Origin of the sequence: Streptomyces sp. NPDC058284 (genome assembly GCF_042881135.1) — a bacterium.
Lineage (GTDB): Bacteria > Actinomycetota > Actinomycetes > Streptomycetales > Streptomycetaceae > Streptomyces.
The window spans coordinates 70,885-86,277 of the sequence record NZ_JBHVYE010000023.1; the positions used below are offsets into that span (position 1 = coordinate 70,885).

A 15,393-nucleotide genomic window follows, 5' to 3' on the forward strand; every position below is an offset into this window, starting at 1 on the left:
CAGCGGGACACCGCCTGTCGAAGACCGTTCGTCACTCTTTGGGGTGGTCGGGGGCCAGGAGTGTGACCGTGGGGAGCCGCGAGCGGGCAAGGGGGACGAATATGCCGTTATCCCCACGAAAGGCTGGTCCCTGGTGCAGCCCCGTCTCAGCGTCGTCGTACCCATCTACAACGTCGAGGAGTTTCTTCAGGAGTGCCTGGAGTCGATCGCAGGGCAGACCGTGGACGGGCCGGGACTGCTCGGCGGGCCCGGGGCGCGGGGCGGCCTCGAGTGCATCCTCGTCGACGACGGCTCGACGGACGGCAGCCCGCGCATCGCCCGTGAGTTCGCCGCCAGGGACCCCCGTTTCGTCTACGTCCGCCAGCGCAACGCCGGACTGAGCGCCGCCCGCAACACCGGGGTCCGCAAGGCCTCCCCCACCGCCGAGTACCTGACCTTCGTCGACAGCGACGACCTCGTACCGCACGACGCCTACGAGCGGATGATCGCGAGCCTGGACCAGACCGGCTCCGACTTCGCGAGCGGCAACGTCTGGCGGCTCACCGAACGCGGCCGCTCCCAGGCCTGGCAGTACAAGTGGCTCACCGAGCCGCGCGCCCGCACCCACATCGGGCGCGACCTGGACCTGCTCTCCGACCGCGTCGCCTGGAACAAGGTGTTCCGCCGCTCATTCTGGGACCGGCACCGCTTCACCTTCCCCGAGGGCAAGCTCTACGAGGACACCCCGGTGATGATCCCGGCGCACTTCCTCGCCGGGTCCGTGGACGTGCTCAGTGACCACGTCTACTACTGGCGGGTCCGCGAGGGGTCGATCACCCGGCGGCGCACCGACGTCAAGGGCGTGCGCGACCGGATCGCGGCCTGCGCGCACGTCAGCGCCTTCCTCGCCGAGCACGCGCCGGAGATGAAGAAGACGTACGACGCCTCCTGCCTGCGCGACGACTTCGTGTACTTCCTCGAAGGGCTGCCGATGGGCGGCCCCGAGTACCGCGCCGCGTTCATGACGGACACCGCCGCGTTCCTGCGCCGCGCCGATCCGGACGTGCTCACCGGGCTCCCCGTCGACCTGCGCGTCAAATGGCAGCTCGTCCGCGAGTCGCGCACCGCCGAACTCATCGAACTGCTCACCTTCGAGCGGACCAACGGCACGGCCTTCCACGTCCGCGGGAAGGTGCGGCGCAGCGCCGCGTACCCGGGGGTGGGCCGGGTACCGGAGAAGCTGGCGCGCCTGGGGCGGGACGACCTGCCCGTCGTGGCGCGGGTGAGCGAGGCGCGGTGGGGCGCCGACGGGAAGCTGCACATCAGCGGGTACGCGTACGTGCGCAACCTGGGGGCGAGCAGGCCGGGACACTCCGTCAAGGCGGGCCTGCTCAAGTCGGCGCACAGCAGACGGCACGTCCGCCGCGTGCCGACGCGGACGGTCGCCGCGCCCCGGGCCACCGAGGAGTCCCGGCAGCGGCTGCACTGCTACGACCTGTCCGGCTTCGAGATGACCGTCGACCCCGAGCAGCTCAGGACCGGCGGGCGCTGGGCGCCGGGGAACTGGCTGTTCGGCGTGGTCGTCGCGGGCCGCGGCACGGTGCGGCGGGCGGCCTTGCGCGCCGCGGAGGGGGCGTCCGCGCAGTCCGTGGTGCGGGAGCTCGGCGAGGGGCTGCGGCTCGTCCTCGGCTACAGCAAGGGCCGGCTCGTGCTGCGCGTCCAGGAGTACACGGCGCGCGTGGACGCCCACCGGCGCGACGGCGACGACGTGGTGCTCTCCGGCGCGCTGCCCCGCCGTGCGCGCCCCTCGCTGCTGCGCCTGACCCACGCGCCCTCGGAGACGGAGTTCGACTGTCCGGTACGGGTCGCGGGCGACCGCTTCGAGGTCCGCGTACGCCTCGGCGACCTGGAGGCCGTGGCGCCCACCCCGCATCTGGCGCCCAAGGAGGTCGAGCCGCCGCACGGCGACCGCTGGCAGGCGGCCCTCGTCCTGCCCGACGGCACCCCGGTCCCCCTGGCCGCCGCGCTCGACTTGCCGCCGGGACGGTACGCGTCGGGCGCGGGCCGGGAGCTGTGCGCCACCGCCAACGACCGGGGCGCCCTCGTCGTCGAGCTGACCCGGCAGCCGATCGCCGACCGGGTCTCCTGGGGCGATGACGGCACGCTGACCGTGGAGGGCTCGATGGCGGCGGCGAGCTGGGCCGGGCCCGAGCTGGTGCTGCGGCACAGCAGCCGCGACGAGGAGCTCGTGGCACCGGCCACCCTGGACGGCGGCCGGTTCCGCGCGGTGATCGCGCCGGGCGGCGGGGCGCTGCGCGAGGGTCGCTGGTACGCGTTCCTGCGGGAGACGGCCGGGGTCCCCGAGGGCGCGGCGGGGCGCGCCGAGGACGGGATGCCCGTACGGCTGCTCGCCGCCGAGTCCGTGCGGCTGCCCCTCCACCGGACCGTGGAGGGCCGGGAGTTCACCGTCGACCGGCGGTTCGGCGACCGGCTGCTCGTCACCGCGGGGTCGGTGCTCGCGCGCTCCGAGCGCGGCGCCTACCGGCAGCACCGGCTGCGCACCGTCCACTACCCGAGCCGCCGCACGCTGCCCCTGACCGACGCCGTCCTCTACTTCGACGGGGACTCGCCGCGCGCCGTCCACGAGGAGCTGGTGCGGCGCGGCGCCGCCGTCGAGCACCTGTGGGTCACGCACGACCAGCAGACCCCGGTCCCGGCCGGCGCGCGGGGCGTCGAGGAGCACAGCGCCGACTGGTACGAGGCGCTGGCCCGCTGCCGCCGCATCGTCACCGCGGGCCACCTGCCGGACTTCTTCGAGCGCCGCGCGGGCCAGACCGTCGTCCAGACCTGGCACGGCGCCCCGCTCAAGCGCATCGGCACCGACCTGACCGACACCCTCTACGCCGACCACGGCCACCTCGACGCGCTGCCGAGGCTCTCCCGCCAGTGGGACGTGCTCGTCTCGCCCAACCGCTTCTCCACCCCCCACCTGGGGCGCGCCCTCGCCTACGACGGCGAGGTCCTCGAAGCGGGCTCGCCCCGCAACGACGTGCTGTTCGCCGAGGACCGCCAGAAGGTCGCCGACCGGGTCCGCCGCGAACTCGACATCGCGCCGGACAAGCGGATCGTGCTGTACGCGCCGACGTACCGCGACCACCTCGCGTACTCCCCCGGCCGGTTCCGCTACGAGCCCGCGCTCGACTTCCGCGCGGTCGAGTCCGTGCTCGGCGACGACCACGTGCTGCTCGTGCGCAAGCACCCGCTGACGGCGGGCAGGCTGCCGGGCGCCCGCGCCCCCTTCGTGCGCGACGTGAGCGCCTACCCGCGGGCCGCGGAACTCCTGCTCCTGGCCGACGTGCTGGTCACGGACTACTCCTCGCTGATGTTCGACTTCGCGCACACCGGGCGCCCGATGCTCTTCCACGCCTATGACCTGGAGCACTACCGCGACACGGTGCGCGGCTTCTACCTCGACTTCGAGACGCACGCCCCGGGCCCGCTGCTCGCCTCCACCGGCGAGGTCGTCGAGGCGCTTCGCGACCTGGACGCGATCGCGGCCCGGCACGCGGAGGCGTACGCGGCGTTCCGCGAGTCGTACTGCGACCTGGACGACGGCGGGGCGGCGGCCCGGGTGGCACAGAGGCTGATGCGGTGAGCGGCGCGCTGCTGACGCGCCGGGCCTGCCACGGCGCGACGGCGCTGGGCGGCGGGTCGCGCCGCCGCCCGAGCCCCTACCTCGTCCTCGGCGGTCTCTTCTGGCTGGTGATGTCGCTGGCGTTCTGGCGGGTCCCGATGTGCTGCGACTTCGGCCAGCACGCGGCCGTCGTCGAGCGCCTGAAGGAGAACCTGCTCCACCCGGCCCACCCGATGGCCGACCTGCCGGGCCGCGGCAGCGCGTACTACTCGCCGTACGCCGTGGCGCAGGGGGTGTTCGCCAAGGTCACGGGCCTCGCGGGCTGGGAGGTCGTGAAGGTCTCAGGACCGCTGAACCTGCTCGTCCTGCTCACCGGCATCGGCCGCTTCGTCCGCGTCCTGACGCCGCGCCCGTGGGCCCCGGTCCTCGCACTGGCCGCGATGGTGCTGCTGTGGGGCACCCGGATGGCGTGGTGGAGCGGCTATCTGGGTCTGATGTCGATGACGGGGAACCTCGGCTACCCCTCGACCTTCGCGATCGGCCTGGCGTTCTGGGCCTGGGCGTGGGCGGGATCGCTGGCCCGGGCCGCGCGGCCCGGCTGGTGGCCGTACGCGGGGCTCGGCGCCCTGTGCGGTCTCATCCTGCTCGTCCACCCCATCTCGTCGGTGGCGGCGGTGCTCGGCGTCGTCGCGTTCGCGGCGTCGGGCCGCCTGGTGTGGGCCTGGCCGGCAACGGCCGCCACCGCGGCGGTGGTTGCGGCGCTCTGGCCGTACTACAGCGTCTTCTCCCTGGTCGGGGACGCGTCTGTGGACTGGATCCACCGCCAGCTGTACACGGAGATGCCGCAGCGCTTCTGGCTGGCGCTGCTCGGCCTGCCCGCCCTGTGGCTGCGCCTGCGCCGGGACCGCAGGGATCCGCTGGTCCTGATGTTCGCCCTGGAGTGCCTGGTCGTCGCGTACGGCTGGGTCAGCGGCCACTACACGTACGGCCGCATCCTCGGCCTGACCCTCGTGCCCCTCCAGTTCGCCCTGGCCATCGAGCTCGCGGCGCCCCGCCCCTGGGGCTGGCGGCGCGGCGCGCTCGCGGGGGCCGCCGCGCTCGGCGCCTGCGTCGGGTTCTTCCAGATCCAGGCGGGCGCCGTCGTGCCGCGCGCCCTCGACCCCGTCGGCTTCGACCAGCCACCGCGCTGGCCGGGCTACGAGTGGGCCGTCGGCCACATGCGCCGGGGCGACGTCGTCCTGACCGACGGCTACCGCCCCACCCGCTCCGTGCCCGGCTACGGCGCCAACCTCCTCGCGCCCGCCTGGCCCGACGCCTCCCTCGACGAGGCCGTCCGCAACCGCCGCCTCGCGGCCGTGCGCGCCTACCTCGCCCCCGGCTCCACGCGCGCCGAACGCGCCGCGATCGTCCGCCGCTACGACGTGCGGTGGCTGCTGCTCACCCCCCAGCAGAAGGCGCCACCGGAAGCGGTGATCGTGGACTGGAGTCCGCATACCGGGGAAGTACTCGCACGGGTGACGTCCGCACATTGAGAGGGCCGGCGCCGGGCATGCCCCGCCCACGAAAACCCCCTTAATCGGATAATTACGAGCAGCATCTAAAATTTCCACTGTGGAACGCACCCTGCCCCAACCGTCCGCCCAGAACCAGGCCTCCCGCGGCCAGGTCTCCGTCGTCGTGATCGGCTACAACGACGCCGCCCACGTCGCGGACGCCGTGCGCTCCGCGCTGCGCCAAGGACCCGCGGTCCGGGAGGTGATCGCCGTCGACGACTGCTCGACGGACGACAGCGTCGCGGTCCTGGCCGCGCTCGCCGACACCGACCCCCGCGTCCGCGTGATCCGCCGGGAGACCAACAGCGGCGGCTGCGGCACGCCACGCAACGACGGCATCGACGCCGCCGCCGCGCCGTACCTGATGTTCCTCGACAGCGACGACGTGCTGCCGCCCGGCGCGGTCGGCGCGCTGCTCGCCGCCGCGCACCGGCACGGCAGCGAGGTCGCCGCCGGGCTGTGCGTGCGCCGCGAGCTGCCGTCGGGCCGCGAGGTGCCCTGGCAGCCCGAGCTCTACACCAAGGCGCGGCTCGTCGCCCGCCCCGAGCTGCGCACCCGGCTTGTCCACGACACGCTCTGCGTCAACAAGCTCTACCGCACGGACTTCCTGCGCGAGCACGGCATCCGCTTCCCCGAAGGCCGCTTCGTCTACGAGGACTTCGTCTTCACCGCGCGCATACTGGCCGCCGCCCCGCGCATCGCGCTCGTCCCCGACACCGTCTACGTCTGGCATGTGCGCCGCGCCGCCGCCAAACTGTCGATCTCCCTGGACCGCTCGGGGATCGCCAACTGGCAGGCCCGCATGGAGGCGCACCGCCAGTCCGTGGAGATCCTGCGGGACGCGCGCGGCACCGGCGGCAAGCGGCTCGCGCGGGCGGCCCGCGCCAAGTTCCTCGAACACGGCCTGCGCATGTACACCCGCGAACTCACCTCGCGCGGCAAGGAGTACCAGCGCGAGTGGTGGGCCCTCACCCGTGCCTACCTGGCGACGTTCGACGACGCCGACCTCGACGCGGCGCCCGCACCGGGCCGCGTCATCGCCCGCGTCCTGCTCGCCTCCGAGGAGCCGCGCGACCTGGCCCGCCTCAAGCAGGTGGCGGCGCGCCCCGCGCGGCTGTCCCCGCCGTACGCGAGGGCGGCCGACACCACGCCCGTCTGGGCGGACGACCTCCCCCAGGTCACCCTGGAGCACCTGCTCGTCCGCCCCGTGCGCCTGCTGCCCATCGCGGTCGACGGCGAGCTGCGCCCGGCCGCGGGCGGCTCGCGGCTGACCCTGCGGCTGCGCGAGCTGTACGGGCGCGTCGCGGACGCGGGCCCGGCCACCGTCGACGTCGAGCTCGTGCCCCGCAACGGCGGCCAGCCGGGACTGCGCAGGACGGCGGCCTTCACCCCCGAGAAGCCGGGCGAGACCTGGACGGCCACGGCCCTGCTCGACCTCGGGTCACTGGCCGACGGGGTGTGGGACATACGCCTGCGGCTGCACTTCGACGACGGGACGACGCGCGACACGACCGCGAACGCCGTCTCAGGGCCCGGGCTGCTGCGCCGCACGGTGGTGCCGAGCAGGCGGCGCGGCATCCTGCTCGTCCAGCCGTACGCCACCCAGGCCGGGAACCTCTCGGTGCGGCTCGCGCCCGGCGTGCGGGGGGTGGCCGGCGTCGCGAAACGGCGCGTCGCCCGGCTCGCCCGCTCCGTGCGGGGCGCCGTCGGGGGCCGTTGACACGCATCGGACAACGCCTCTGCGACACTGCACCTCACGCACCACACTCGCGACAAGACGGGACAAGACGACCATGACCTGGCTGATCACCGGCGGCGCCGGATACATCGGGGCGCACGTCGTCCGCGCCATGACGGAGGCGGGCGAGCGGGCCGTGGTCTACGACGACCTGTCCACCGGCATCGCCGAGCGTGTCCCCGACGGCGTACCGCTGGTGGTCGGCTCGGTCCTCGACGGTGACCTGCTCACGCGCACCTTTGCGGAGCACGCGGTCACCGGCGTCGTCCACCTGGCAGGAAAGAAGCAGGTCGGCGAGTCGGTGGAGCGCCCGCTGCACTACTACCGGGAGAACGTCGAGGGCCTGCGCGCCCTCCTGGACGCGGCGGTCGCGACGGGCGTCGCCCACTTCGTCTTCTCCTCCTCCGCCTCGGTGTACGGCATGCCCGACGTCGACCTCGTCACCGAGGACACGCCGTGCCTGCCGATGAGCCCGTACGGCGAGACGAAGCTGGCCGGCGAGTGGCTGGTCCGGGCGGCGGGCCGCGCCCACGGCCTGGCGACGGCGTCCCTGCGCTACTTCAACGTGGCGGGAGCGGCGGCGCCCGGTCTCGCCGACACCGGTGTCTTCAACCTCATCCCGATGGTCTTCGAGAAGCTCACCGACGGCGAGGCCCCGCGCGTCTTCGGCGCGGACTACGCCACCCCCGACGGCACCTGCGTACGCGACTACATCCACGTCGTCGACATCGCCGAGGCCCATGTGGCGACGGCCCGCAAGCTGGCGTCCGCCGCGCCCGGCACGGACCTCACCCTCAACATCGGCCGCGGCGAGGGCGTCTCGGTCCGCGAGATGACGGACCTGATCAACGACGTCACCGGCTACGACACCCCCGCGCAGGTGACGGCCCGCCGCCCCGGCGACCCGGCCCGCGTGGTCGCCTCCGCGGACCGCATCGCCACGGAACTCGGCTGGTCCGCCAAGCACGACGTGCGCGAGATGGTGGCCTCGGCGTGGGCGGGCTGGCTGCGCCTGCACCCGACGGCGGAACGCCGCTAGGGCCTGTCTTTCGGATCTGTCCGGGGTCGCGGGGCCTGGCACGCACATCTGCGGCGTTGTCGTCGGTTGCCAACGCTCCGCGTTGCCGCCCTCCTCCGCCTTGCAGCTGCACGCACCAGACCCCGCTCAAGCCCCACCCAAGGCAAGGCCACCCAAGTCCGGCCTGATCCGAAAGACAGACCCTAGCGCCTGCCCTCACCTTCCCGCCCGCCTCACCCGGCGGCGTACCCGTAGACCGCCGAGTCCCCCAACTCCTCCTCGATCCGGATCAGTTGGTTGTACTTGGCGGTGCGGTCGGAACGGGACAGGGAGCCGGTCTTGATCTGGCCGCATCCGGTGGCGACGGCCAGGTCCGCGATGGTCGTGTCCTCCGTCTCCCCGGAGCGGTGGGACATGACCGCCGCCCACCCGGCCCGCCGCGCGGCGCCCACCGTCCCGAGCGCCTCGGTCAGCGTCCCGATCTGGTTGACCTTGACCAGGACCGCGTTCGCCACTTCGGTACGGATGCCGTCCCGCACCAGCGCCTCATTCGTGCAGAACACGTCGTCGCCGGTCAGCTGGCACCGGCCGCCGACCCGCGCCGTCAGCTCGCGCCACCCGTCGAGGTCGTCCTCGGCCATCGGGTCCTCCACCGAGACGATCGGGTACGCGTCGATCAACTGGGCGAAGTAGTCGACCTGTTCGGCGGAGGTACGCCGAACTCCCTCGCCCTCGTACACGTACACGCCGTCCCGGTGGAACTCCGAGGACGCCGGGTCCATGACGAGGCCGATGTCCGGTCCCGGTCGGTACCCGGCACGCTCGATCGCGGCCATGACGAAGTCGAGCGCCTCCTCGGCCGTACGCAGCGCGGGCGCGAAGCCGCCCTCGTCGCCGACGGCGGTGGAGTGCCCCGCGGCCAGCAGATCGCGGCGGAGCGTGTGGAAGACCTCGGAGCCCATCCGGACCGCCTCGGCGAAGGTCCGCGCGCCCACCGGCGCGATCATGAACTCCTGGAAGTCCAGCGGGTTGTCGGCGTGGGCGCCGCCGTTGACGATGTTCATCATCGGCACCGGAAGGACCCGGGCGTCGGCCCCGCCGAGGTAGCGGTACAGCGGCTGCCGGTGCGAGAGCGCGGCGGCCTTCGCGGTGGCGAGGGAGACGCCGAGCAGGGCGTTGGCGCCGAGCCGCGCCTTGGTGGGCGTGCCGTCGAGCGCGACGAGCGCGGCGTCGAGGCCCGCCTGGTCGTCGGCGTCGCGCCCGGTGACGGCGTCCGCGATCTCACCCTTCACATGGGCCACGGCCCGGTCGACACCCTTGCCGTGCCAGCGCTCGGGGTCGCCGTCGCGCAGTTCCACGGCTTCGCGGGCGCCGGTGGAGGCGCCGGAGGGGACGGCGGCCCGGCCCAGGGATCCGTCGGCGAGGACGACGTCGACCTCGACGGTGGGGTTGCCGCGGCTGTCGAGGACGGCGCGGGCGGTGACACCGCGGACGGCGGTCTGTGCGGGCATGGAGGTTCCTCCCCGTTGTCGCGTGCCGGACCCTGGCTGCGACGACGCTGGCGCTGGACCCGACGCGACGAAACTGTACAGCACGGCTGTTCAGTTGCGCTGTTCAGTCGTGCTGTTCAGTTGCGCTGTTCACCATTGCTGCTCAGTTCCGCTGCGCAAAGCCGCTTCCGGGTTAAAGTGCCCTATGCCCACCCCGGAAGCCGCCGCCGTCGCCGCCGAACTGCGTACCGCGATGGGCAAGCTCACCCGGCGCGTGCAGCGCGAGGACCGCATCCCGCACGGGCAGATCGCCGTCCTCGGGGTGCTGGACCGCGACGGCGCCATGACCACCAGCGACCTCGCGAACGATCAGCGCGTACGCCCCCAGTCGATGGCCCGCGCGGTCGGCCTCCTCCTCGATCAGGGCCTGGTCGCCCGCAGACCCCACCCGACGGACGGCCGCAAGACCCTCCTGGAACTCTCCCCCGCGGGCCGAACCGCACTGGACGCGGAACGCGGCCGCAGGGCGGGCTGGCTGGCGGTGGCCATCGAGGCCGAACTGACGGAGGAGGAGCGGCAGGTGCTCTCGCGCAGCGCGACCCTCATGGACCGCCTGGCCGCACGCCGCCCCGACCCCGACCGCTAGGGCCTGAAGGGTGTTGCAGAAGGCTCGGTTCCGGGCATTTTGCAACACCCTTTACGCGAGGTGGCCGAAGTTGTACGTACGGGCCCTCATGTCCCATGACGTAGCCCGTCTTGTCAGTGCGCGTATCCACCATGAGGGCCCCGACATCCGGTTGCACCGCTTCGTCGGTCACTTGCGCCTCCTCCTTGCCGAGGGAACGAATCGGCTCCGAGCCGATGGACCGCGCCGCCGGGCAAGCAGCTGGCATCTGTTCGTTCACCATGCTCGAAGCATCGCGAGTTGGCCGACCGTGCTGAAAGGCCCAGCCGATTACCCAACTTGGGTAACATCACGGCAGGTGACACGCAGCAACGTCGGGTAGTCCGTGGGAGCTTCGCGATGACCGAGCAGGCCGGACCGCAGGAACTTCCTGCCGGGCTGCTGACTGACCCGGAGATGCTCGACGCTTGCCGGGTGCGCGACTTCGCCCGAGTCTTCCGGATGGTGAAAGCCAGGGCGGGCATCTACCCGTCGATGGTTGCCCGGCGATGCGGGCTGACGCCAAGCCGAGTCGGAGAAGTCATCGCTGGCCAAACCGTGCCAACCAGCGCGGCCGCGCGTTCCACTCGTTCTGGCTGGCACGCACGCAGTTGGATCAAGGCAAGCTTGATCAGGCGTGCCACACGGCCACGCAAGCGTTGGAGTCAGCGTCAGCGGTGGCATCCGAGCGCGTGACAGGCCACCTCCGGGAGTTCTACGACCAGTTGGCACCGCACAGGCAGGAGCCCGTAGCCCTGGCCTTCGAGGCGCGGCTACGGGCTCTCCTACCGGTCAGCGGAACGATTCGTCCATGAGCAGGTACAGGAGACCGACGAGCGATCCACTGCTCACGATCTCCTTGCGGTCGATCATGCCCCGGACCTCCGAGAGGGGAATCCACTCGATGCGGTCAGACTCGTTCTTCTCGGTCGGCGGCCCCGAGTAGGTGGCGCCGTCGATGCGGAAGACGTGGTGCTGGGAGTCGGTGATCCCATTGGCGGGCTCGGCATAGACGAGCGGCTTGATGGGGCCGGGCTTGTAGCCCGTCTCCTCCAGAACTTCCCGCCCCGCGGCCTCTTCGGGAGTCTCCCCCTCCTCCACCAAACCCATGGGCAACTCCCAGGCCCACGAACTTGTGATGAAGCGGTGCCGCCACATCATCAGGACCTCTTTGCGGTCGTTCACCACGGCAGCCACGGCCAGGTGACGAAGGCGAACGACGTGGTACTCCCACCTGCGCCCGTCGGGCTGTTGGACGTCGACCAGACACAGATTCACCCACTTGTTGGTGTAGACCTGTCGCTCACCGTAGGTCTTCCACTCCATACCTGCGGCCCCTCTCGATCGATCTCCAGGATCGCAGACCGGTGCGGCAGGCGAAGCAAGTTCGAGTCTTTTCGCGTCAGCTTGACGAGATGTCGTATCGCGGTGTGCCGGCCCACGTTTCATGTGAACCCGTACGGTCCAGGCCACCGTCCCTCCTGCTCTGGATCTGCCCCTTTGAAGACGATCTCTAGGGCCTGTCCGGTGGATCATGCCTGGGATGCGGCGCGCTCATGTAGGTGGCCGACTGTCACCCGAGTTGTGCCGAAGCGGACATGCAAGTCCTCGGGAATGAATCTCAGGACCTCGTGGCTGTCGAGCAAGCCGGGATGATCACAGCTGCCCGGCTCCGCGTGTGCAAATTTGAGGGAGTGCCATCAGTATGTCCGTTACCCAGCCTGCCACTGAGCGCGTGCGCGTCTCCGCAGAACCCGACTGGTACGAGTCGGCCGGTATATCGCTTGGCGTCCGGGTCGGGCACTTGGTCTTCACCTCGGGGCAGGCGCCGATTGATGCCCAGGGAGCCACGGTCGGCGCCGGGGACTTCGAGACGCAAGCCCGTCAGTCGCTCGCGAATCTGTCGACGGTCCTAACAAACGCGGGCTCCAGCCTCGCTGACGTAGTCAAGGCGACCGTGTTCGTCACCGACATCGGGCAGCAGGACATCTTCGCCAAGTTGCGCGCGGAACACTTCCCGGACAAGCCGCACCTCGCGGAGTCGTTCGTCGAGGTCTCCTCCCTCGCCAACCCTGAGTGGATGATCGAGATTGAGGCCATCGGACTCGTGCGGTGATGCTGGGGAATCCCAGGCTCCTCGACCGGTTCAGGAACCAAGCCACAGGCGAATTGCTGCGACGGTCACGGTGCCGTGAAAGATGTAGGCCCTCTTGTCAAACCTCGTGGCCACCGCCCGGAAGTTCTTCAACGCGTTGATCGTCCGCTCAACTTCGTTTCTGCGCTACGACGGGAGGAGTACGCCTTGTCGCCGCCGAGATGGTCGGGCCGCGTGCGGGGGTGTCCGCCACCGAGGCGGCCGACACGGATGCATTCCATAACCGGGATGAGCTGCGGGGCGTCACCCCACCGGCCCGGAGTGATCAGCAGCGCCAGGGGGCGGCGTCCACCCTCACCGGCGAGATGAATCTTGCAGGTCAGGCCGCCCCGGGAGCGTCCGAATCCCTCGTCGGTGCGGTGCTGCCGGGGCGTGCTTCCTAGGGACCGCGGCGAGCACTGAACCCAAGACGCCCCACCGGCCCGCAGCCGCCGCGCACGCAGCCCTACAGCGCCCGCAACCCCGCAGCCGTAGCCGTAGACAGTCTCCCCACGTACCCCTTCGGCACCTCGCCCCGCACCACCACGGACCGCCAGTAGAGCGGCCCGGAAACGAGATCCAGCGCCAGGTCCTCATCGGCGCCGGTCCGCATCTCGCCCCGCTCGATGGCCGCCCGCACGATCCCGCTCGCGACTCCGTGCTGCCCCTCGCGCAGCGCCTTCTGCAGTGCCTCCGCGATCTCGGGGTTGCGTGCCGCCTCGGCCTGGAGGTCGGGGATGACCTGGGAGGCGACGGGGTGGCGCAGGGCGCGCGAGGTCACCTCGTACAGGAGCCGCAGGTCCCCCTCCAGGGATCCGGTGTCGGGCGCCGGAAGGCCCTGCACCGCTATGGCCGAGACCAGGTCGAGCACGAGGTGCAGCTTGGAGCGCCAGCGGCGGTAGACGGCGGTCTTGCCGACGCCCGCGCGGCGGGCGATGCCCTCGATCGACATGCGCGCGTAGCCCACCGAGGCGAGCTCTTCGAAGACGGCGGACCTGATGGCCTCGGTCACGTCCTCGCGGAGCACGGCGGCTCCGGCGGGGACCCTGCGGCGCGGCTGTTCACCTGCTGGCCTGCTCGTCGTCATACGGACAGCATAGAGCGTGACGACGATACGGTTGCGTCCCGACGTAACGCGCCCTACGCTCGGCGTTGCGACGATACGGGCCCGTCCCGACGTACTCTGTCACCGTCCCGGATATCTCAGATGACCCGAATATCCCCGATGTCCCACTGGCGTACACCCCTTCCGTACGTCACCCCCGCTTCCCCCGAGCGAAAGCAGCGGATGTGAGCCAGGCCCTAGACACACCGCCCCCCACCCCGCCCTCCACAGCGACCGGCACGGCGACCCCTCCGGCGCACCCCACCGTCCCCGCGCCCTCGCCCCCCGCGCCCGGCGCCACCCCCACGGCACCGGAACCGGCGCTCTCCCCCACCGAGCTGGCCGCCCGGTACGGCCTGACCGTCAGCGGCGCCCGCCCCTCCCTGCCCGCCTACGTTCGCCGGCTCTGGCAGCGGCGCCACTTCATCACCGCCTTCGCGACCGCCAAGCTGACGGCCCAGTACAGCCAGGCCAAGCTCGGCCAGGTCTGGCAGGTGATGACGCCGCTCCTGAACGCGGCGGTCTACTACTTCATCTTCGGCGTCCTGATGGACTCCAAGCGCGACGTCGAGGACTACGTCCCGTTCCTCGTCACCGGCGTCTTCATCTTCACGTTCACGCAGCAGTCCGTGATGGCGGGGACGCGCGCCATCTCCGGCAGCCTGGGCCTCGTGCGGGCCCTGCACTTCCCGCGGGCCGCGCTGCCGATCTCGTACTGCCTGCAACAGCTCCAGCAGCTGCTCTTCTCCATGTGCGCGCTGCTGGTGATCCTTCTCTGCTTCGGCGTCCCGCCCACGGCGTCCTGGCTCCTCGTGGTCCCGGTCCTGGCGCTCCAGTTCACGTTCAACACCGGCCTGGCCCTGGTCATGGCGCGGCTCGGCAGCAAGACGCCGGACATCGCGCAGCTGATGCCGTTCGTGCTGCGGACCTGGATGTACGTGTCCGGGGTGATGTGGAGCATCGACGCCGTCCTGAAGGACCAGAACCTGCCGCACATCGTGAAGGTCGTCCTGGAGTCCAACCCCGCGGCGGTCTACATCGACCTGATGCGGTTCGCGCTGATCGACAGCTTCCAGCGGGACCAGCTCCCGCACCACGTGTGGCTCTGGGCGCTGGGCTGGGCGCTGCTCGCCGGGGTCGGCGGGTTCATCTACTTCTGGAAGGCAGAGGAGACGTACGGCCGTGGCTGAGACGAAAGCAGATGCCGTGCCCCCGCAGGTCCCCGACCTGGGCACCGCCCCCACCGTCATCGTCGACCAGGTCGACATCGTCTACCGCGTGCACGGCGCGGGCGCCACCGCGGGCCGCGGCAGCGCGACCGCCGCGCTCGGCCGCATCCTCAGGCGCGGCAAGGGCGAGTCCCCGGGCACCCGCAAGGTGCACGCCGTCAAGAAGGTCTCGTTCACCGCGTACAAGGGCGAGGCCATCGGGCTTATCGGCACCAACGGCTCGGGCAAGTCGACGCTGCTCAAGGCGGTCGCCGGGCTGCTCCCCGTCGAGAACGGCCGCATCTTCACCGACGGCCAGCCCTCCCTGCTCGGCGTGAACGCGGCCCTGATGAACGACCTGACAGGGGAGCGCAACGTCTTCCTCGGCGGCCTGGCGATGGGCATGTCCCGCGAGCAGATCCGGGACCGCTACCAGGACATCGTCGACTTCTCCGGGATCAACGAGAAGGGTGACTTCATCACGCTGCCCATGCGGACGTACTCCTCGGGCATGTCGGCGCGGCTGCGCTTCTCCATCGGCTCCGCCAAGGACCACGACGTGCTCCTCATCGACGAGGCCCTGGCCACCGGCGACCGCTCCTTCCAGAAGCGCTCCGAGGCCCGCATCCGCGAGCTGCGCAAGCGCGCGGGCACGGTCTTCCTGGTCAGCCACAACAACAAGTCGATCCGGGACACCTGCGAACGCGTGCTCTGGCTGGAGCGCGGCGAGCTGCGGATGGACGGACCCACGGCGGACGTGCTGAAGGAGTACGAGCGGTTCACCGGGGGCGGCAAGGGCTAACCCCATCGCCTACCCCGAGCCGATAAGGCTATCCCTTTTGTCGCATCAATACGCGGATCCTTACACTA

The 15,393-nt window shown here is 71.3% G+C and carries 11 protein-coding genes and 2 pseudogenes; 9 read left to right on the forward strand and 4 right to left on the reverse strand.

All coding sequences use genetic code 11. From position 1 onward, the window contains the following. The first annotated feature begins 133 nt into the window (after positions 1–133). The 4 genes from ACFVYR_RS27780 to galE all read left to right on the forward strand — a co-directional run bounded on the left by ACFVYR_RS27780 (position 134) and on the right by galE (position 7,943). Positions 134–3,634 (forward strand): CDP-glycerol glycerophosphotransferase family protein, encoded by a 3,501-nt coding sequence (locus ACFVYR_RS27780; RefSeq protein ID WP_384255037.1) that lies wholly within the window; start codon positions 134–136, stop codon positions 3,632–3,634. Further along, positions 3,631–5,145 (forward strand): hypothetical protein, encoded by a 1,515-nt coding sequence (locus ACFVYR_RS27785; RefSeq protein ID WP_384255039.1) that lies wholly within the window; start codon positions 3,631–3,633, stop codon positions 5,143–5,145. Before ACFVYR_RS27780 ends, ACFVYR_RS27785 begins: the two co-directional genes overlap by 4 nt. A gap of 79 nt (positions 5,146–5,224) precedes the next feature. Then, positions 5,225–6,886 carry a glycosyltransferase family 2 protein gene (locus ACFVYR_RS27790; RefSeq protein WP_384255041.1) on the forward strand — a complete coding sequence of 554 codons (1,662 nt, stop codon included), beginning with the start codon at positions 5,225–5,227 and terminating at the stop codon, positions 6,884–6,886. 73 nt (positions 6,887–6,959) lie between these two features. Beyond that, a complete protein-coding gene (galE, locus tag ACFVYR_RS27795) occupies positions 6,960–7,943 on the forward strand; it encodes a UDP-glucose 4-epimerase GalE (protein ID WP_384255044.1) in 984 nt (327 codons plus the stop codon). Between the two features lie 212 nt (positions 7,944–8,155). Here galE and eno read toward each other — a convergent pair whose 3' ends face one another. After that, entirely contained in the window at positions 8,156–9,433 is a 1,278-nt protein-coding gene (eno, locus tag ACFVYR_RS27800) for a phosphopyruvate hydratase (protein ID WP_384255046.1), read from the reverse strand. Positions 9,434–9,617: 184 nt separating this feature from the next. Between eno and ACFVYR_RS27805 the strand changes: the two genes are divergently transcribed. Then, a complete protein-coding gene (locus ACFVYR_RS27805) occupies positions 9,618–10,058 on the forward strand; it encodes a MarR family winged helix-turn-helix transcriptional regulator (protein ID WP_384255050.1) in 441 nt (146 codons plus the stop codon). 578 nt (positions 10,059–10,636) lie between these two features. Beyond that, a pseudogene (locus tag ACFVYR_RS27810) lies at positions 10,637–10,891 on the forward strand (hypothetical protein); the annotation flags it as partial. Here the strand turns inward: ACFVYR_RS27810 and ACFVYR_RS27815 are convergent. Next, positions 10,869–11,402 (reverse strand): NUDIX hydrolase, encoded by a 534-nt coding sequence (locus tag ACFVYR_RS27815; protein ID WP_384255054.1) that lies wholly within the window; start codon positions 11,400–11,402, stop codon positions 10,869–10,871. The pseudogene ACFVYR_RS27810 and the gene ACFVYR_RS27815 overlap by 23 nt on opposite strands. Positions 11,403–11,781: 379 nt before the next feature. Here ACFVYR_RS27815 and ACFVYR_RS27820 point away from each other — a divergent pair, with 379 nt between their 5' ends. Then, positions 11,782–12,192 (forward strand): RidA family protein, encoded by a 411-nt coding sequence (locus tag ACFVYR_RS27820; protein WP_384255056.1) that lies wholly within the window; start codon positions 11,782–11,784, stop codon positions 12,190–12,192. Positions 12,193–12,222: 30 nt separating this feature from the next. Here ACFVYR_RS27820 and ACFVYR_RS27825 read toward each other — a convergent pair. Together ACFVYR_RS27825 and ACFVYR_RS27830 are read right to left on the reverse strand one after the other, a co-directional pair. Then, a pseudogene (locus tag ACFVYR_RS27825) lies at positions 12,223–12,605 on the reverse strand (IS5/IS1182 family transposase); the annotation flags it as partial. 71 nt (positions 12,606–12,676) lie between these two features. Next, positions 12,677–13,297: a TetR/AcrR family transcriptional regulator gene (locus tag ACFVYR_RS27830; protein WP_384255059.1), complete on the reverse strand. Its 621-nt coding sequence runs from the start codon at positions 13,295–13,297 to the stop codon at positions 12,677–12,679. A 203-nt stretch (positions 13,298–13,500) separates the two neighbouring features. Here ACFVYR_RS27830 and ACFVYR_RS27835 point away from each other — a divergent pair, with 203 nt between their 5' ends. After that, the gene (locus ACFVYR_RS27835) at positions 13,501–14,505 is read left to right on the forward strand and encodes an ABC transporter permease (protein ID WP_384255061.1); all 1,005 of its coding nucleotides are present in this window, start codon (positions 13,501–13,503) and stop codon (positions 14,503–14,505) included. Beyond that, entirely contained in the window at positions 14,498–15,325 is an 828-nt protein-coding gene (locus tag ACFVYR_RS27840) for an ABC transporter ATP-binding protein (protein WP_384255064.1), read from the forward strand. The genes ACFVYR_RS27835 and ACFVYR_RS27840 overlap by 8 nt, the downstream gene beginning before the upstream one ends. Positions 15,326–15,393: the final 68 nt, after the last annotated feature.

Bases quoted from the DNA above. Each gene is read 5' to 3' on its own strand.
- galE (WP_384255044.1), top strand. From the start codon at position 6,960: ATGACCTGGCTGATCACCGGCGGCGCCGGATACATCGGGGCGCACGTC.
- eno (WP_384255046.1), bottom strand. From the start codon at position 9,433: ATGCCCGCACAGACCGCCGTCCGCGGTGTCACCGCCCGCGCCGTCCTC.
- ACFVYR_RS27805 (WP_384255050.1), top strand. From the start codon at position 9,618: ATGCCCACCCCGGAAGCCGCCGCCGTCGCCGCCGAACTGCGTACCGCG.
- ACFVYR_RS27815 (WP_384255054.1), bottom strand. From the start codon at position 11,402: ATGGAGTGGAAGACCTACGGTGAGCGACAGGTCTACACCAACAAGTGG.
- ACFVYR_RS27820 (WP_384255056.1), top strand. From the start codon at position 11,782: ATGTCCGTTACCCAGCCTGCCACTGAGCGCGTGCGCGTCTCCGCAGAA.
- ACFVYR_RS27830 (WP_384255059.1), bottom strand. From the start codon at position 13,297: ATGACGACGAGCAGGCCAGCAGGTGAACAGCCGCGCCGCAGGGTCCCC.